24 protein-coding genes are annotated in these 17,506 nt (G+C 44.3%); all 24 read left to right on the top strand.

Annotated elements, in window-relative coordinates:
• The first annotated feature begins 7 nt into the window (after window positions 1-7).
• Genes RN22_RS01335 through RN22_RS01450 form a run of 24 tightly spaced genes read left to right on the top strand, consistent with a single transcriptional unit; the run spans window position 8 to window position 17,413 of the window.
• Entirely contained in the window at window positions 8-1,066 is a 1,059-nt protein-coding gene (locus RN22_RS01335; RefSeq protein WP_046302785.1) for a flagellar biosynthesis protein FlhB, read from the top strand.
• Window positions 1,067-1,080: 14 nt separating this feature from the next.
• Window positions 1,081-3,102: a flagellar biosynthesis protein FlhA gene (locus RN22_RS01340; RefSeq protein ID WP_046302786.1), complete on the top strand. Its 2,022-nt coding sequence runs from the start codon at window positions 1,081-1,083 to the stop codon at window positions 3,100-3,102.
• Window positions 3,102-3,776, top strand: coding sequence for a flagellar hook-basal body complex protein (locus tag RN22_RS01345; RefSeq protein WP_046302787.1), 675 nt, complete (start codon window positions 3,102-3,104; stop codon window positions 3,774-3,776). The genes RN22_RS01340 and RN22_RS01345 overlap by 1 nt, the downstream gene beginning before the upstream one ends.
• A 1-nt stretch (window position 3,777) precedes the next feature.
• The gene (locus RN22_RS01350) at window positions 3,778-4,539 is read left to right on the top strand and encodes a flagellar hook-basal body protein (protein WP_046302788.1); all 762 of its coding nucleotides are present in this window, start codon (window positions 3,778-3,780) and stop codon (window positions 4,537-4,539) included.
• The gene (gene flgA, locus RN22_RS01355) at window positions 4,540-5,226 is read left to right on the top strand and encodes a flagellar basal body P-ring formation chaperone FlgA (RefSeq protein WP_046302789.1); all 687 of its coding nucleotides are present in this window, start codon (window positions 4,540-4,542) and stop codon (window positions 5,224-5,226) included.
• Between the two features lie 2 nt (window positions 5,227-5,228).
• A complete protein-coding gene (locus RN22_RS01360; protein ID WP_046302790.1) occupies window positions 5,229-5,792 on the top strand; it encodes a flagellar basal body L-ring protein FlgH in 564 nt (187 codons plus the stop codon).
• A gap of 3 nt (window positions 5,793-5,795) precedes the next feature.
• On the top strand, window positions 5,796-6,920 hold the full coding sequence (gene flgI, locus RN22_RS01365; RefSeq protein WP_046302791.1) for a flagellar basal body P-ring protein FlgI: 1,125 nt from the start codon (window positions 5,796-5,798) through the stop codon (window positions 6,918-6,920).
• A 12-nt stretch (window positions 6,921-6,932) separates the two neighbouring features.
• Entirely contained in the window at window positions 6,933-7,250 is a 318-nt protein-coding gene (locus RN22_RS01370; RefSeq protein ID WP_046302792.1) for a hypothetical protein, read from the top strand.
• Window positions 7,250-7,663: a hypothetical protein gene (locus RN22_RS01375; protein WP_046302793.1), complete on the top strand. Its 414-nt coding sequence runs from the start codon at window positions 7,250-7,252 to the stop codon at window positions 7,661-7,663. Before RN22_RS01370 ends, RN22_RS01375 begins: the two co-directional genes overlap by 1 nt.
• Entirely contained in the window at window positions 7,663-7,929 is a 267-nt protein-coding gene (locus tag RN22_RS01380; RefSeq protein WP_046302794.1) for a flagellar hook-basal body complex protein FliE, read from the top strand. The genes RN22_RS01375 and RN22_RS01380 overlap by 1 nt, the downstream gene beginning before the upstream one ends.
• 2 nt (window positions 7,930-7,931) lie before the next feature.
• Window positions 7,932-9,305, top strand: coding sequence for a flagellar basal-body MS-ring/collar protein FliF (fliF, locus tag RN22_RS01385; RefSeq protein WP_046302795.1), 1,374 nt, complete (start codon window positions 7,932-7,934; stop codon window positions 9,303-9,305).
• On the top strand, window positions 9,283-9,663 hold the full coding sequence (locus RN22_RS01390) for a hypothetical protein (protein WP_046302796.1): 381 nt from the start codon (window positions 9,283-9,285) through the stop codon (window positions 9,661-9,663). The genes fliF and RN22_RS01390 overlap by 23 nt, the downstream gene beginning before the upstream one ends.
• A complete protein-coding gene (locus RN22_RS01395) occupies window positions 9,656-10,324 on the top strand; it encodes a hypothetical protein (RefSeq protein WP_046302797.1) in 669 nt (222 codons plus the stop codon). The genes RN22_RS01390 and RN22_RS01395 overlap by 8 nt, the downstream gene beginning before the upstream one ends.
• Window positions 10,314-11,633 carry a FliI/YscN family ATPase gene (locus tag RN22_RS01400; RefSeq protein WP_046302798.1) on the top strand — a complete coding sequence of 440 codons (1,320 nt, stop codon included), beginning with the start codon at window positions 10,314-10,316 and terminating at the stop codon, window positions 11,631-11,633. Before RN22_RS01395 ends, RN22_RS01400 begins: the two co-directional genes overlap by 11 nt.
• Window positions 11,605-12,039, top strand: a complete 435-nt coding sequence (locus tag RN22_RS01405) for a YscO family type III secretion system apparatus protein (protein ID WP_046302799.1) — start codon at window positions 11,605-11,607, stop codon at window positions 12,037-12,039. The genes RN22_RS01400 and RN22_RS01405 overlap by 29 nt, the downstream gene beginning before the upstream one ends.
• Window positions 12,026-12,766 (top strand): hypothetical protein, encoded by a 741-nt coding sequence (locus RN22_RS01410; RefSeq protein WP_046302800.1) that lies wholly within the window; start codon window positions 12,026-12,028, stop codon window positions 12,764-12,766. Before RN22_RS01405 ends, RN22_RS01410 begins: the two co-directional genes overlap by 14 nt.
• A complete protein-coding gene (locus RN22_RS01415) occupies window positions 12,744-13,172 on the top strand; it encodes a flagellar hook assembly protein FlgD (protein ID WP_046302801.1) in 429 nt (142 codons plus the stop codon). The genes RN22_RS01410 and RN22_RS01415 overlap by 23 nt, the downstream gene beginning before the upstream one ends.
• A 9-nt stretch (window positions 13,173-13,181) precedes the next feature.
• The gene (locus RN22_RS01420; protein ID WP_046302802.1) at window positions 13,182-14,324 is read left to right on the top strand and encodes a flagellar hook-basal body complex protein; all 1,143 of its coding nucleotides are present in this window, start codon (window positions 13,182-13,184) and stop codon (window positions 14,322-14,324) included.
• Entirely contained in the window at window positions 14,324-15,046 is a 723-nt protein-coding gene (locus RN22_RS01425) for a hypothetical protein (protein WP_046302803.1), read from the top strand. The genes RN22_RS01420 and RN22_RS01425 overlap by 1 nt, the downstream gene beginning before the upstream one ends.
• Window positions 15,036-15,272, top strand: a complete 237-nt coding sequence (locus RN22_RS01430) for a FliM/FliN family flagellar motor switch protein (protein ID WP_255350062.1) — start codon at window positions 15,036-15,038, stop codon at window positions 15,270-15,272. Before RN22_RS01425 ends, RN22_RS01430 begins: the two co-directional genes overlap by 11 nt.
• Complete coding sequence (locus tag RN22_RS01435) at window positions 15,272-15,574, top strand: hypothetical protein (RefSeq protein ID WP_046302805.1); 303 nt, start codon at window positions 15,272-15,274, stop codon at window positions 15,572-15,574. The genes RN22_RS01430 and RN22_RS01435 overlap by 1 nt, the downstream gene beginning before the upstream one ends.
• A 3-nt stretch (window positions 15,575-15,577) precedes the next feature.
• On the top strand, window positions 15,578-16,222 hold the full coding sequence (locus RN22_RS01440) for a flagellar type III secretion system pore protein FliP (protein WP_231590826.1): 645 nt from the start codon (window positions 15,578-15,580) through the stop codon (window positions 16,220-16,222).
• 14 nt (window positions 16,223-16,236) lie between these two features.
• Window positions 16,237-16,812 (top strand): sigma-70 family RNA polymerase sigma factor, encoded by a 576-nt coding sequence (locus tag RN22_RS01445; RefSeq protein WP_156168153.1) that lies wholly within the window; start codon window positions 16,237-16,239, stop codon window positions 16,810-16,812.
• On the top strand, window positions 16,805-17,413 hold the full coding sequence (locus tag RN22_RS01450) for a M48 family metallopeptidase (protein ID WP_046302807.1): 609 nt from the start codon (window positions 16,805-16,807) through the stop codon (window positions 17,411-17,413). The genes RN22_RS01445 and RN22_RS01450 overlap by 8 nt, the downstream gene beginning before the upstream one ends.
• Window positions 17,414-17,506: the final 93 nt, after the last annotated feature.

Below are 17,506 nucleotides of genomic sequence, written 5' to 3' on the forward strand. Positions count from 1 at the left end.
GTATTAGTTGGCGACTGAAGAAAAAACAGAGAAAGCAACGGAGTATAAGCTCCGTAAAGCCAAGGAAAAAGGCCAGGTATCCAAGAGCATGGATGTTACCTCCACGGCCAGTTTGTTGGTGACGCTTATCATGGTAATGGCGATGATTTCCCATGTTGGTGTTGTCGTGCTTACCACAACGTCTGATGTCTTCCTGCTGGCTGCAAATCTAGATATCACCAGTAGCCTTGATTGGTTATTGAACAAGTTATTCAATGCCTATGTGACAGCGCTAATGCCTGTTTTCCTCACCGCCATCGTTTTTGGTGTGTTGATTAATTTGGTGCAAACCAAAGGTGTATTCAGCTTTCATCCTTTAAAGCCAAATATCAGTAAGTTAAATCCGATTAAAGGATTGAAAAAGCTCTTTTCTATAAAATCTCTTTTTGAGCTGGGGAAAAATATTCTCAGGCTAAGCTTTGTATCTGTGATGGCTTGGTATTTATTTTATGATGAAGTTTTCTACATTCCAGATAATTCTGGATTGTCAGTTTGGCTGATTCTTGAAAGAACACAGGTTTTACTTGGTAAAACCGTGGCGCTTTTTATACTGACAATTCTTCCTTTTACATTGTTTGATTTTATTTTTCAGAGCTGGTCATTCGGAAAAGAAATGAGAATGACTAAAAAAGAACTCAAAGATCAGTATAAGAATCAGGAAGGCGATCAGGAAATAAAACAAAAGCGCCGACAATTGCAAAGGGAACTCCGTTCTAAGGTAGGTTCTCTGACGAATGTTTCCAATGCAGATGTAGTGATTACTAACCCAACACATATTGCCATTGCACTGAAATATGATGAAGAAAAGATGACGGCGCCGAAAGTGGTGTCAAAAGGCAAAGGGCCAATCGCTGAGGCTATCAAAGAAATAGCGCAAGAACATCGAATTAAAATGAGATCGAACATCCCACTTGCGCGCGCAATATACAAGAAAGTCCGAATAGGAAGGGAGATTCCCCCCGAGTTTTATGACGAGGTGTCGGAAATCTATAAGTGGTTATTGAAAAGTAGAAATGCCAATTCGTGAAGTAAGGTTGAGATTTGTTTAAGCAGTATTTTCTAAAAGATTGGCATAGTAATTTATTCATTATCGGCGTAGTACTGATATTGATGGTGATTTTTCTGCCTATTCCGCCAGCATTGCTGGACTTTCTGCAGATCGTCAATTTCAGTGTAGCCCTGCTCATTCTTTTGTTGACGTTTAGCACAGATAAACCGCTGAGCTTTTCTACCTTTCCGTCGATCATATTGATAGCAACCTTATTCAGGTTGGCACTCAACATCTCTGCGACACGACTGATCCTGGGTGAAGGTGATGCGGGTGAGGTGATTGGCGCCATTGGCGAGTTTGTTGTTTCTGGCAATTACGTTATTGGCTTTATCGTTTTTATCATTCTTGTGGTTGTTCAATATGTGGTTGTCACCAATGGTGCGCAGCGCGTGGCAGAGGTCGCAGCCAGATTTACGCTAGACAGTATGCCCGGCAAACAAATGGCCATTGATGCCGACATGAATATGGGCTTGATTGATGAAGAAGAAGCACGGACTCGACGCTCAAACATTGAGAGAGAAGCCAGTTTCTACGGCGCGATGGATGGTGCGACGAAATTCGTTAAAGGTGATGCGATTGCGGGCATTATCATCATTCTTATCGACATTATCGGCGGTGTGACTGTTGGCGTGATGCAACACGGCCTCACGTGGGGAGAATCACTCGCGAAGTATTCTTTGCTGACCGTTGGTGATGGCATTGTCACGCAAATACCATCGCTCATCATTGCGGTTGCAACAGGCATTATTATTACCCGTGCCGCGACAGATTCTGAGCTAAGCCGCGAGATCGGACGCCAAATTGCTTCGCATCCCCGCACGCTTATTTTGGTGACGATGGCCTTGATTGGTGCGCTGTTTTTAGACGGCCTACCGACAGTGCCAATTCTCATTGTCGCTATCTTCTTCGCGGCTTGTGTTTGGTGGGCAATCCGCAGCAAAGAGCACGAAACCGATATAGAAATAGAAAGCGCTGAAAAGGAAGACCTGGCTGACATCATCAAGGTCTATCCACTAGAGGTGAGGCTTGGAGCTTCTCTGAAATCTTTAAGCGCCTCACACCAGTGGAACCTTGGCAAGCGCTTGGAAGCGCTAAAGAAGGTGATCGCCAAAGAGTTTGGTTTCATTTGCCCCGATATCAAGTTTACTGAAGATGAGCTCCTCGGTAGCGATGATTATGAAATTCACGTACATGGTTCCCGAATCGGCAAAGGCAGCCTAAAAACGGACAAAGTGCTCGCGATTGGCCACAGTGATGTGCTTTCTCAACTGGAAGGTGAAAAGACCAAAGAGCCGGCTTATGGATTGCCCGCTCTGTGGATTGATACTTCCGCGCGCAGCAAGGCACAAAGCCAGTCTTGCACGCTTGTTGAGCCTGAGATGGTCGTGTTCACCCACATTTCCGAAACCGTGAAGAACAACCTGCATGAAATTATTTCCCGTAAGGATATTGAGCAAATTCTAATCTCCCTGAGGCAGGACAAGGTCACCATCGTTGATGAGATTGTTCCTAATTTACTCACGATTTCTGACATTCACCGGATCTGCCGAATGCTGCTGACTGAAAAAGTCAGTATTCGCTATATGGAGCTGATCCTTGAAACGCTGGCAGAGCATGTTGCTCAGGAAAACAAAGACATCGAAAAACTGGTGGAGAAGGTGCGTGAGCGGTTGGCATTACGCCTTTGTGAACGCTATCTCGATGAAAATGAGCAGTTGAACGTGATCACCATGTCTCCCCAACTTGAGGCCATGTTAAAGCGCACTTTACGTGGTGAAGCATCGAGTGGCTTCAATGTTGATAGTGTGCTGAAGCAACTCGTCTCTCATTGCGAAGAGATTATCTCGAAAGGTATGGAGCCCGTATTGCTTTGTTCGGGGGCTATCCGTTCACCGCTAAGGAAAATTACTGAAAGGGTCGTGCCTAAGCTCGCCGTTATCTCAGCGCAGGAAGTGCGTGGGGTGAAGTCAGTACAAACCATAGGGAAGTTGACGTATGAGGAGAATGCGTAGTGGAAAATGTCTCTGAAATTGTTGCCTCATCCATCACCCGGAATCTGGAAACACTGGAACGAATCAGTAGCAATACACAGAACGTGACAACTGTGGGTTTCAAGTCCCGTTTACACAGTGAGTCATCTTCCGAGAGCACTTCTATGGCTCAGGCGATTGATATGTCTCAGGGTGAGTTGCGTCAAACCCATCGCTCACTTGATTTGGCCATCAAAGGATCAGGTTGGTTTCTACTCAAGCAAGACGACAGCCTTTACCTCACCAGAAACGGTCAATTTCGCCTGACAGGAAATGGACAGGTGATTGATGCCAAGGGGCGCATTTTACAGGGACAAAATGGCGACCTTTTGCTCGACTCTTCCAATGTTTCTGTCTCATCAAATGGTGAAATCTCAGATCTAAATGGCTCACTTGACCACCTTCTTCTGGTGTCACCTACAGCCACAACGAAAGGCCAATATGTGGGTGGAGAGTGGCATGTGAGCCCTTCAACAACCTTAGATATTGATTCTTCCAGTCAGGTACTTCAGGGGTATTTGGAGCAATCCAATGTTGACCCTTCAACAGAAGTTCTCGAAATGATGTCAGCGAGACGGCATGTGGAAACCATGCAAAAAACACTCGTTGCCTATAACGAAACACTCGGTAAAGCGATCTCAGAGTTAGGTAAATAATATGATTGATGCACTAGCAAATGCTGAGCTTGCGTTAAGAACGCACCAAAAGCATATCGACATGATTTCGAACAACGTGTCGAACATTAATACCCCAGGCTATAAAGCCAGTACGCCAGTTTTCAATAGCCTTGTTTCTGAAGGTTCCAGCCCGAATGCGACGACGGCTGCAGCGAGTGGAAGTGGCGTTGAGATCAGTGACGAAATTTACCGTTTTGATAACGGTGAATTCAAATTCACGGGTTCATCACTTGATCTTGCTATTCAAGGCAACGGCTTGTTGGAAGTCGAGCTGGACAACGGCGATTACGCCTACACACGAGTGACCTCTCTGAGAAAATTGGAAGATGGCTCGCTGGCTACTGTCCATGGTCATAAGTTAGCGGCAGGTATTGTGGTGCCGCCAGATGTGTCTGAAATTCAGATTTCAAGTGATGGCATCGTGAATGGTGTGATTCAGGGAGAGCCGGAACCCCTAGAATTAGGACAGCTGGAGCTCGCCTTGTTTGATTCTTATGAATCACTTGAAGCCCGAGATGGCGGACTGTGGTACCGAACTGAAAACGCTGGCCAGATGCAGTATCTACTTCCCGGTGAGGAAGGAGCCGGAACGATTCTTCAGGGGTTCACAGAGATGTCCAATGTGAACATGATTGAAGAAATGGTTTCCTTAATGGCCGCACAGCGAGCGTATCAGCTGAACTCTCGCGTTATTCAAACCAGCGACCAAATCCTCGAAACCATCAATAACCTGACGCGCTAGATGCTTTCCATCAAAGGCACTGCTACTGGCGCGTGGTGTTTGGGGTTCATATTTCTTTTGACTGCCAACAGCGCTTTGGCTGATATCGAGAATAGTGATGCGACCCAATTCCTCTCGTCACATCTAGTCTCCAAAGGCTTCAATGATTTGGTCATTGGAGAGGTGGGCAGCAAGAAAGCAGATAATCATCAGGATGTTCGCTATATCGCCGTGGATTGCACTTACAAAATTAATCGCTGCAGAGTGATTGGTGAAGATCCTAAAGGAAAGCGTGTCTCCTATTGGTTTCGTGTATACAGCCAACAGCTTGGCTGGCAGGCCAAAAAATCCATTCGTAAACATGAACGTATTTTGCCGTCGGACTTTGAATGGGTAATGACCGATAGCTTTGTCTGCGCCAACCAGCGGGTGGGCAAAGAAGGTCTTAAGTCTGAGGTTATTGCTGCAGAGCGGGTGAAGAAAGGTTCAACGCTTTGTGATTCACATCTACAGCAATCTGACGGTATTGCAGCGGGAGATATAGTCTCTCTCACCTCAACCACTGAAATGCTTCAACTGATGATTGAGGTAAAAGCACTGGATTCAGGCAACGTCGGAGACACCATCAGAGTAAGAATACCCAGCTCTGGCAACATTCTTGAAGGCAAAGTGGTGTCTTCTGAACTCGTCGAATCGGAGATCGAGTGAACATGATAAGGATATTTCTGGCTTTGGGAGCCTTACTATTTGCCAATGCATCTCATGCGATTGCGTTTGATATTGATGGCTACAAGTCCACATGGGCCGATCAGAGAGCCTCTGCTGTTGGTGACATCGTCACTGTTCTGGTTCAAGAGAAAGCCAAAGCGGTTTCATCTGCTGGGATTGATGCGGACAACGCCCACAGTATTGGGATTTCAAGCAACTACAAAGGCAGCGCCTTCAATCTGGACGCGGGTTTGGATAGCCGCATGAACAACGATGCAAGCACAGCTAGAAACGGCAGCATTAGCGCGACCATCACCACCCGTGTGATTGATATTGATGACTACGGTCTTCTGAAAATTGAAGGCACGCAATTTGTCACCGTCAACGGTGAAGAGCAGAAGATCACGTTAAGCGGCTTTGTGCGTGAGAAAGATCTTTCTCCTGACAGTGCCGTTATCTCTTCCAGAATCGAATCGGCTCGTATTGAACTGAGCGGGATCGGCGAAGTCAATGACAACAGAAAGCCAGGAATCATCCGGGCCTTGTTCAGATGGTTAGGGTTTTAAATCATGAAAACCAGGTTCTTACTTATCTTACTGGCATTGACAGTATCGCCACTGCTATCTGCTGCTGAATCATACGTTCGTCTGAAAGATGTAGCCCGCGTAGAAGGTGACAGAGAAAACGCCTTGATTGGCTACGGCCTGGTTGTTGGCCTGGCCGGCAGTGGTGATTCGCGCAGAAGTAAGTCGACGATCAGAAGTATTGCTAACACCCTTGAGCACTTTGGCTTGGTTGTGTCAGATAGTGATGTGAACAGCCGAAACGTAGCCGCAGTTATTGTGACCGGCACTGTGGGTAGTTTCTACGAAAAGGGTGACAAGGTTGACGTGACGGTGTCAGCACTTGGTGATGCCAGAAGTCTTGTAGGCGGCACCTTATTGATGACGCCACTGGAAGCGGCTGACGGCAAAAATTACGCCATTGCTCAAGGCCAGATTTCGGTGGGCGGTTACAAGTTTGAGCAGTTTGGCAACACACAGCAAAAGAACCATCCCACCGTTGGTATTGTGCCTAAAGGCGGCACGATCGAGCGCAGCAATATGGGCAGTATGGTCAATGAAAATGGCCGGATCGGTATCATTCTCCGTGAACCGGATTTCAACTCGGCGGTTAACATTGCTGATGCCATAAAGGCAAATGGATATAAGGCAGAAGCGGTTCATTCCGGGAAGGTAGAAGTCATTGTCGGCTCTCAGAGTCCGGGCAACGTTATCCGAACAATCGCGCGTATCCAATCCATCGATGTACTGATTGATCAGAAAGCTGTGATTGTCGTGAACGAACGAACAGGAACCATTGTTTCTGGCGGTGATGTCAAAGTGAATTCAATGACCGTTGCTCACGGCAATTTGGAACTGAGCATAAAAACCCAATACAACGTTAGCCAACCGAATAATGTGATCATTGGTCGAAATAACACGACAAATGGTCGCACTGTTGTCGTGCCGGATGTGGATATAAAAGTAAACGACAACAAGAAAAATGTGGCCGTTAATTTTAGGAATGAAACGACGGTGTTCTCTTTAGTAAAAGAGCTGAGAAGGTTAGGACTTTCAACGCGGGATATTATTGTTGTGCTTCAAGCCGCGGATAAAGCAGGCGCAATTAATGCTGAGCTAGTTCTTCAATAAAAGAGGTAATAAATGGAAGTTGAATTAATTCTTAATGAAGTATCAAAGGCGCTCGATAAAATATCTGTTGAGTCAAGAGTCAATGCTTATAACCTTCTGGCTCAAAGAGCGAACAAGCCCCAGTTTTCGGTTTCATTTGGCGAGAATTTTAATCTAGAAACGCTTTCAGCTTCTTCGTTGGAAAATCAAGTGTCTTTGAAAGAAGAAGATTATTCCATCGACGAATTGCTGCTAAATGCAATAGACCTATCAAGCCAGCAAGGAAAACTGATTTCTGTTACCAATGCCAGGCTACAACTGGAAAGAATGGTAATCAAAGGAAGTGCATAATGAATGATCTCAGTACGTACAACATCTTATCGACATCCTTGAGTGCGGAGGGAAATCGTCTCGAAGCGGTTGCCTTCAACTTGGCAATGATCAACGAGACATACGGCAGTCAGTCAGATGTGCCTGGGGCGAAATACATCAAAGTCAAAAACTTTCCCGATATCAAAGAAGCGGTATTGGGGGGAGCCACTGAGGCGCCTTCAGCTGAGATACGCAATAACTTTAACAGAGTAGACAGCGTGTTAGAGGTCAGTGGCTCAGAAACCATCACCAAGTTCAAAACTGCCATCAAGCTGGAAGAGCAGATGATGTTTTTAAATGAGGCAACACGCGCTTACGAAGCCAGTATTCGACTGTTTAACCTCCAAAAAGAAATGAATGGAAGATTGCTTTCTTTGGGAGGTAACTCGTAATGAAAATAGAAGCTATCCAGTCTGAAGTCGTCAACCTTTTGCAAGTCAATAATGAAGTATCAACAGCGAAGGTTGATGAAAAGAGCTTTTCAGAGATGTTGAACAGCATCGATACGCGTATTGAAAAAATGGCGAAAGGTGAGCATGTAGAATTACATTCTTTGCTCATTGATATCGAGAAGGCAAAGCTAAATATAGAATACACGGTAAAAATGAAAGATAGCATTATTGATGCATACAAAGAAGTAACAAGGATGCAGGTTTAGAAATGGAATTTAGTAAGAATGGAAAAATCTTACTGGCAGTAGGTTTTGTATTCATATTTAGTTTGGCTGCGTATCTAAGCTTCGTTTTCCTTAATAAAGATTATACGCGTGTATTTACTGATCAAAGTTCAGAACAGCTGGCAAAAATTGTTGATAGCCTTGAGCAGGCAGGGATCGCTTTTGAATATCCGGAAAGTGGTTCGGGTATTTTAGTTGAAAACTCATCGCTTTCTCAGGCACGTATTCAATTGTCAAAAGATGCTGTGTTTAGCAGTGACATTGTTGGGCTAGAGTTCTTTTCCGAATCGCAACATGCGATGTCTGACTTCTATCAGGTTGTTAACTATCAGCGTGCACTTCAAGGTGAACTCGAACGCTCCCTCATACTGATTGAAGGTGTGAACACGGCTCGCGTTCACCTTGCCATCCCAAGAGAAAAATCATTCTCGATTAAAAAAGCGGATATCAAGGCGGCCGTTACTCTCGAACTCACTCCAGCCGGAAGAGCAAACGAGGGGGAAATTGTCAGTTCAGTTATCAAATTGGTGGCGAGTGCAGTCCCAGAATTAACAGAAGAAAAAGTGTCTGTGTTGGATAGCCAAGGAAGAGCGCTTACTGGGGTAGGTGATGCCATGTCTATGGCTGGGGGAACTCGCCAGAAAAATACCATTGAATCCACTATTGAAAGCAAGATTAAAAGTTTGCTGGCTCCGTTCTATGGGAGTGAGGATGTGGGTGTATCTGCTTGGGTTGAAGTGAACAACGATAAAGTCTCAGAGCGCGCTGAAGGCTTGGATGCATCAAAAGAGCCAGCCGTTCTAAAACGCACCACTGAAACCACACAGGCATCTAAAAGTAAGGCGAAATCCACAGTTCTCAATGAGGAGTTCAGCTACCAAACGTTAACGCGTGAAGTTGAATATGAAAGTGGTTATATCAGCCGCATGACGGTAAGCGTATTGCTGCCAAAGGGTGATCACTTTAGTGAAGCAGAGCTCATTGAGCTTATCCAAGCGGCCGTAGGGATTGACGAAAACCGCGGAGACAAACTAACGGTTTTGCAATATACGCCTGAACCACAAACAGTAACGACAGACTTGACGCAACCTACGGCTATGTCTGAACAAACTGCCAAGGTTGAACAGCTCCAAAAACAGGATGTGGTTGCACCACTAAGCTCGGGCAATGATGCCATCGACTGGCTTTCTTCGAACGCGCTTTATTTGGTGTTTGGTTTACTGACGTTATTGGCTTTTGCTTTTGTCGCTTTCTTTTCTTTTAGGCAACGCGCAACAGAGCAAGAAGTTAAGCAAATCACGACAGATCTGAAAACATGGATTGAGGAACGAAAAGTTGAGCAAAACCTTAATCTATAGCTTCTTGCTGATGAAATCTTCAGCAAAAGTTCGGGAAAAAGTGCTCTCTCGTTTAAATTCGGAAGAGAAAGCGCTCGTGCTCAAAGAGCTCGAGAATACGCCTTATTATTCAGCAGAGCTGTTGAGGTCGATGAAAGACTCGATTGTAGAAGAGAGTAATAAGCCTTTGCTTATCAACAATTCACAAGAAGCACAGCCCACGACGGAACAGAAGTACAGCCCCGAACTACTTGATTGGATTGTAAATTGTCACTTTCTCAGCATTAGCGAGAAAGAAGCGGCTGCTCAGTATCTGGATGGACTCGATCATTTGGCTTTGAATGCCCTTGTTGAATATGCAGAGCAAGACCATGGATAAAGCATCTACGAATCAGTTCAACGCGCATGACAGCGAAAGTGACAACATTAAAAAGTTTATTGAGAAAAACTATGCCGATGCGCTAGAGAGAGCTTTCAATGAGCAAAAAGATAAAGCTTATGCCAAAGCCAAAGAAGAGATTGAACTTGAGTTGCAGTCGCGGGAAGAAGAACTAGCGCTTCAACAGAAAGAGTGTGAGGAACTTTCCGTATCTTTGGCGCGCGAAAAAAATGCCCTAGAGAAAGAAAACCAAGCATTAAGTGAAGTACTGACGCAGTTTGAAGACTCTATATTGGCGCTAAACGACGCAATTTCTAACGTTCAGAAAGTGTGTGAGGCGGAAAAGCTAGCTTTTGCTGCAACGTTAATCAAAGAGATATTTTCTCTATCCTCATTACCTTCGCTTTTCGAAGAGGAATTGTCGGCTTTATCGACGCAGAGCCGCGAAGCAACGGTCTTTCTTGAACTTTCACAAGAGGACTACAGAAATCCGGCATTGACTCGTTACTTTGAAGCATTGAATTACTCAATAAAGGTTAACAATGAGCTTGGGGTAGGAGAGCTGAAGCTTGTTACTCCGACAATTTGCTATCTGTTATCTGCGGATAAAAAGGTAGAAGTGCTCAAGGCGAATTTACAGGGCTTGGTCGATGCACTTTGATCAATTGCTTTCCGAATTAACGAGTCATGTCGGCAATGCTTCGCTCTCAAATGCGTTCGGTAAGGTCATATCGATCAAAGGCGGATACATTCACGCCACACATCAACAGTGCGCATTTGGTGAGTCGGTCGTTGTTGGTAAAGCGGACAAAAAAATTGAATGTGAAGTTATTTCTGTTGATGAAAAACACTGTCTACTGGCGCCACTGACGAGCATTGAAGGTTTAGCTATAAATGACCCTGTATCTTTTGAAGGAGAAATGCCTCAACTGACACTCTGGGACAAGCCTTTTGGAAAAATACTCAATGGGTTTGGTGATGTGGTATCGGCAGAGGAGTCAACATCCGGAGAGAGTCAGACCTTATTTCAGGAACCTGTTTCACCGATTGATAAAGAAAGCCTTTCTGAGCAATTGAGAACGGGTTCGCCAATCATCGACAAAATTCTGCCTCTGTGTAAAGGCCAGAAAGTGGGTGTGTTTGCAGGGTCTGGTGTGGGTAAATCAACCCTGCTGAACAAGCTCTACACCAATGTCGATGCAGACGTGAAAATCTACGTGATGATTGGTGAACGTAGTCGGGAAATCGTTGACTTCTATCAGTCTGAAATGGCGTCAAAAGATCAGAATAGAAAAACCATTTTGATCGCCTCAAGTACAGAGGACTCACCAGTACTTAAAAAGCGGGCCGTATATGTGGCGATGGCTTACGCCCGTCGTTTTTCAAAAGCGGGCAAGTCAGTCGCTGTGGTGATTGACTCGATAACACGCCTTGCTCATGCCATGCGCGAGATTGGTATTTCCCGTGGTGAGTTGCCGGTTGCGCGCGGTTATCCACCCTCTGTTTTCTCCGAGTTGTCTCGTTTGGTCGAGCTTGGCGGGAACTTCAAAAACCAAGGCAGCATCACCACTGTGATGTCCATTCTCGTTGATGGTGATGATGTGAACGAGCCTATCTCTGATTACTTGAGAGGTGTTCTGGATGGCCACTATGTCTTGGATAGAAAACTGGCAAATCTAGGGTATTACCCTTCCGTCGACATTTTAAAAAGCCGCTCTCGAACCATGGGGGATGTTTTTGATAGAGATGAACTCGCGTTCGAGCGAAAGGTGCGGGAGATATACGGTGAATACCACGAGGTTGAGGACATCGTAAAAACGGGGATCTATCAGAAAGGCTCGAATGCAGGAATAGATGAAGTAATCGACCTTAAGCGATCACTTGATAACGAACTCTACACCTGGCCGGGAAGTATAAGCAAAGCGCTGAGGGAGCAAGTTCATGCCTTTACCCAGAATCATCAAGATTAAACGTTTACAGCAAGATGCTGAGATCCAGAAGCGGATGAAGTCTCAGCAATCGCTGGTTGAAAAGCGCTCGAATGTTGATGCTGAATTAAGCCATCTAAAACAGCACGTTCCCTTAATGAGCGACACCTCCTCAGAGTGCTATGCCAACCCTAATCTTCACGAACTTTCTTTAGAACAGATTGATGGGGCAATAACCACTATCAATACCCTTGAGGCGGAATCGAATGATCTGGAAAAACTGATAGAAAAGTCTCAAGAAAAACTGAGTCGGGAGAGGGCGATTAAAGAGTCTCTCAAAGAACTTGAAAGCAAAGTTGAGCAAAGCCAGCAACCCTCTCAGCCCAATGAGCAAATCGATGATTTAGTAACTCAGCAAGCAGGACTGATTCAGTATGGAAATTCATAGTGATTTCGGCACATTGGTCGAGCCAGAAAGGAAAGATGTTGCCGTTAATAACAGCAGTCAGGACTCGTTTAAGCGTCATTTGGAACAAGAGGATGCTTTCAGCCAGACTGAGCACATAGATATCGCTGAAAGTGTATCTGATGACATCTACCTCTCGCTCATTGACCAAGATCTTTTGGTTTCTTTGGATGAGAAAAATATCCAAATAAAAGAAGAAGTCATCACGTTACTTAATCAAGCGTTTATCCAAAGTGCGCTAGCCATTGGACAGTATAAAACGGTTTCATACGCCGAGTTTGACGCTGTCGTTTCTCCTTCACATTCAGCCGGGCAGCACCTTCAAACAACGGTTGTTGGTAGTAGCAATGTATCAACGCGAGAAAGCTCAGTTTTTACCTCATTCAGTGATGGTGTTCGGTCCAATTCGATATCAACGCATTCCAACGCTCACCGCAATATTAAGGGGTCGGATGCTCTTCGTACTGAAAGTGGTAAGCAGCAGGTTTTGCTTCCTTTCAGGCCAATTGATGAGTACGCGAAGGTATTTATTAAAGTCGTCGAGCACGGCAAGAATCTAAAAATCATGTATCGGAACTATGAAGATTTGGATGGGGTTTCTCTAAAACAGTATCTATTCAATTCCGCGTCTCCAGCTTCACAAGTTCCTCTTTCACTAACGATCAATGGCAAAACGGAGGTATTCAATGGATATCCCGCCAGTAGGTAGTACTGCAACCCAAACAAGCCAGCTCAATAACGCGTTGGGGCAGGATGACTTTATTGAACTGTTCTTGACCCAGCTGAGGGCACAGGACCCGCTTGAGCCTGTGAACAACCAGGACTTTCTCGCTCAAATGGCGCAATTCTCGCTGTTAGAGTCGAACCGTGTGGCCAACGAAGAGCTCGCCAGCCTCAGAGCGCTTGTGGAAGCGAACCAGGGAATTGGCTTGATTGGTAAAGTGGCAGAAACACAATCAGGTGGTCAATTAGTTGTTGGTGAGGTGATTTCTGTGGGATTCGAAACCACGGGAACGGTTGTTTCGCTGAAGGTGACGGACGCAAGTGGTGAGGAGTTCTTCCTGAACGAACTGCCGGTCTCCCAACTTACCCGCGTGTACAACGACGAAAACTAAGGAGCGGTTATGTTTCAGTCTTTCTACAATGGCTTGTCTGGAATGAAAACAAGCTCAGAGGCGTTGGATATTGTCAGTGACAATGTCGCTAATATGCAAACGCCGGGCTTCAAGTCTAAAGAAGTCTTCTTTGCTAATGTCGAGTCAGGAGACAAAGGGTTAGGCTCTCGCGTAGCTTCAGAGTCGGTCAAATATACCGATGGTGAAGTATCTCAGACTGGTAACGTGACAGACCTGTATCTTGATGGACGCGCGATGTTTGTTCTAAAGGATGACACGAACCAGTACTACACTCGTGCGGGTACATTTACTTTGAATGAAGACAATGTGCTGGTGGATCGTCTCTCTGGATACGAAGTGGTTGGCGTCGATAACCGAGGCGCGAAAACAGACATCAAAATCGGAGATAAAGCATCAATTGCCGCAGTTCCAAGTACTGAAGCCACGTTGACGGGAGAAGTCACCACGAAAGATCCCAATGTGTCATTGGAAGCAATTGGCTACTTCGATAGCGAAGGCGAATACAAAGAGCTTTCAACGTTTCTAGAGTACAACGCTGACGATGAATCTTGGGGAGTCAGCATCACCGACATCGACGGCAACGAAGTCGGTCAGGGAACGCTGGAATTCGATCTGGCTGGAACACTGGCTGTGGGAAGTAATGAAGTTGTTGTGACGCTTGAAGGCGGTCAGGTCATTACTGTGAGCTTTGGTGAACCAGGCTCTTTGACTGGACTGACGTTACGTGAAGAAAACGAAACATCAACGCTTGAACTGACAGAGATAGATGGGTCAGCCGAATCACCTTATACTGATATCCGCTTTGAAGATGACGGTAATGTTGTTTTGGTTTATGGCAATGGTGATGAAGCATCAATTGGCAGGGTTGCCGTTGCTAAAGTCGTGAACTTTGATGACTTCAGTGTGAAGGATGGCCATATCCTTGTTGCTGATAAAGCACCGGAAATTACAGCGATAGGTCGAGGGGTTGATGCGACCATTATTTCTGGCTCTCTTGAACTATCAAATGTCGATTTAGCCGAAGAATTTGGCGACATGATGGTTATTCAAAGAACTTATCAAGCCAGCTCAAGGGTCATGACAGTCTCTAACCAGCTTCTGGAACAGCTCTACAACAGCACGGGTGGCTAATGTCTGGAGAAAACGTCATTCAACTAAAAAAGAAGCGATATATCTCATTTATTCTCGATGAATTGGTGAAGTGTTTTCCCTCTATATCTAATCATGTAATGGCCATTAATGAATCGAGAGTGATGGATTCGTTAATGCTCGCAAAAAATCATATTAAAGTGTCTGTGGGTAATAACCTAAGGTTTGAATTCGACGATGTAATGGTTAAAGAATTGATGCGGCACTATTATGGAAGTGAGTATCAGCCAAGTCACTTAGATCTTGAAGAGGCTTTTTTAAATAAAAAGGTCAACCATTGGATTGATGAGTTAGGGCTAGATCTAAGCTTTTTCTCTGATGAAGAACCAATGTTACGGAAGGTGTCCTTTTTAACTCGTGAAGGGGAGCTTTCTGTCTTTATGAGTGAGCACTTTATTAAAGTAATTAATGAGAAGCTTGGTTTAAATATATCTAAAAGAGTTTCAGTGAAAAACATCTATGAAAGAGTGAATTCTCAGCCTGTAGAGATGAATCTTAAGATAAATAACATTAACTCTACGATAGGTGTTTTGAAAAGTATTGAGCCAGGGGTGCGAATAAAAACTCAGCAAAAAATAGAAGATGGACTGCTGATTGTGCATGGAGATTCTGTCCTATCAAAAAACGCGTTTGTGACATTTGAACAAGGACAGCCACAGGTAACGATAGGAAGTATAGAAAGTGACTACAGAAGTGGAAAGTAAGCGGTTAGATACATTCTCGGACATACAAGTCTCTCTAGAAGTTAAGATAGGGAATGTGACGTGTACATTGGGAGAAATCATGAAGTTGTCTCCTGGGAGTGTCATTCGCTCAAACGTAAAACTATCTGAAAATGTTGATCTCTTAATGGATGGTAAGCCCATCGCAAAAGGCATACTTGTTGAAGAAGATGGTTTCTTCGCAGTGGAAATCTCGGACGTCATCTAATGCCTTTCAAACCTGAGCCAGACCTCTTCGGGATAGGCTATCTCATACTCTTGGTAGTGCTTATTGGAGCACTTATTGTTGTTCTCTATTTTAAGAAGAATAAATGGAATGACAGCAAAGGCGTGGAATTGGGCTCCAAGGTCCAAGTAATAGACAAAATTTATCTCGACAACAAAACCAAGTTGTTCGTTATTAAATACCATGATGATGAGTTCTTTGTGGTCAGTAATTCAAATGCTGTCTCGATAAGTGAAAAAATTGACAGTGCAGGGAAGAGTAAAGAGGACTACCAAGAAGCGTAATACATGATGGATCTGGATTTCACACACCCGATAATACAATCATTTCTTTTTGTTACTGCATCAGCATTTGTCCCTTTGTTGCTGGTATCTGTGACCAGTTTTACTCGATATGTGATTGTTCTGTCGTTACTAAGAACTGCTTTAGGGTTACAACAAACACCACCAAATATTGTTGTTATATCTTTAGCATTGTTTATGAGTGTATTTACGATGGCACCAGTATATATGGATATAAAAGGTGAAAGCTATGATAAATACCAGGAAGGTATGGTGTCTCAGGAAGTAGCAATAGATAATGGTCTCACTGCTTTTTCTGAATATCTAACAAGTCAAACAACAGAAAAAGATTACTACTTCGTTAAAGGGCTAAGTCAAGATGACAGTAATAGTGTAGATAGCATACTTCCCAACGACCTCGGTACATTAATACCTGCGTTTATGCTTACTGAGCTAAAGGCTGCTTTTCAGTTTGCATTTGTCATTTTCTTGCCCTTTGTACTCATAGACTTGATCGTTGCAAGTGTACTAATGGCGCTTGGTATGATTATGCTGCCACCTATTTCGATATCTCTTCCTATCAAAATATTGGTCTTTGTACTGATCGACGGTTGGACACTGTTGGTTGGTAGCTTAATTAGCGGGTTCTAACCCCGATTTTCGATATGAAAGGCAGAACGTATTCATCTTTAGTGCTGGACATGCTTCCTTGGTGTGAGGTTATCGCTAAGGGTTTTGTCAGAAAGCACTATTACAACAAAGAGAATGAGTATGGTGACTACGTAAATAGCGCAGTAGTCGGATTATACGATGCCTATAGGAATTATGACGAAAAGAAAGGTCAGGTTCATCCATATTGTTTTCGTTATATGTACCTGGAAATGAACCGTGTCCTAATTCGTTCCAACGCCTATCAATCTCGTAAACTCAGCATGGCACATATAGGTTTCGCCATGGATGAATACATTTCCTTAAATTACCCGGACAGCTCCATATACAGCAGTATCGATGGATCCGCTCAAAGGTCTTATGAGTTTTCTGATCTCTTAGCGGCTCAAAACCTCATCGTTTCATTATGTGTCGATAGGAAAAAGGTCGTGGTCGATCATTACTTCCGAGACATCAAAATTAAAGACATTGCTTCTTCAATGGGTAGAGACCCCTCAAGAATATCTCAGATACACCAGTTGGCGATTAGTGAGTTAAAAAATAAAGCGGGTGGTAAGGACAAAAATGGATAATGAACTCAACTACGAAGAGTTGTTACATCTCGCAGCATACTCTGTGAACAATAGTGATTTGGCGACTGCATTGAATCTCTGCAAGAAAGTAGATATCAATGCGGTACCAGATCAAAGGTTAAATCTTATACATGCCGCCATTCTTAACCAGTTAGGGTTACATCGAGAATCTATCGATCTATATAAACTGGTTATAGAAAATGAGCCTGAAAATGAGTTGGCGAGATTTCAGTTAGGCGTTGCCTACTTTTTCAGTAACGATCTGGAAGGAGCGGAAACTTACTGGGATAAACTGGATTACTTTGCTCATTTTGCAGAAGGGTTGATCGCCGCGAAGGAAGGAAAGTTTGACGAGGCTATCAAACACCTTGCGCTGTTCATTGCTAACAATGATTTATACCCGGCGTTGAACAATGACGCTGGCAATCTGTTGAAAGCATTTGAAGAAAAGCTAGAAAAGGACAAGGTACTGGGTTCACAAGACAATGTTACTGAGATAGCAACCAAAGAGCCTGAAGCATCTGAAAGCCTGCAAGAACCTGTTGATCAGAAACCAGCAACACCAGACGTAGCTGCGTTGCTCTCTATCTACAAAGAGTGACGCTTTTCCTTCTTTCTATTTTCTCCTGAGATCCCTAAAAAGGCCCCAAATTGTGACTCGATTCACGCTTTGTGGCCTTTTTTCGTTTTCCCG

The organism is Grimontia sp. AD028 (assembly GCF_000973155.1).
Classification (GTDB): domain Bacteria; phylum Pseudomonadota; class Gammaproteobacteria; order Enterobacterales; family Vibrionaceae; genus Enterovibrio; species Enterovibrio indicus.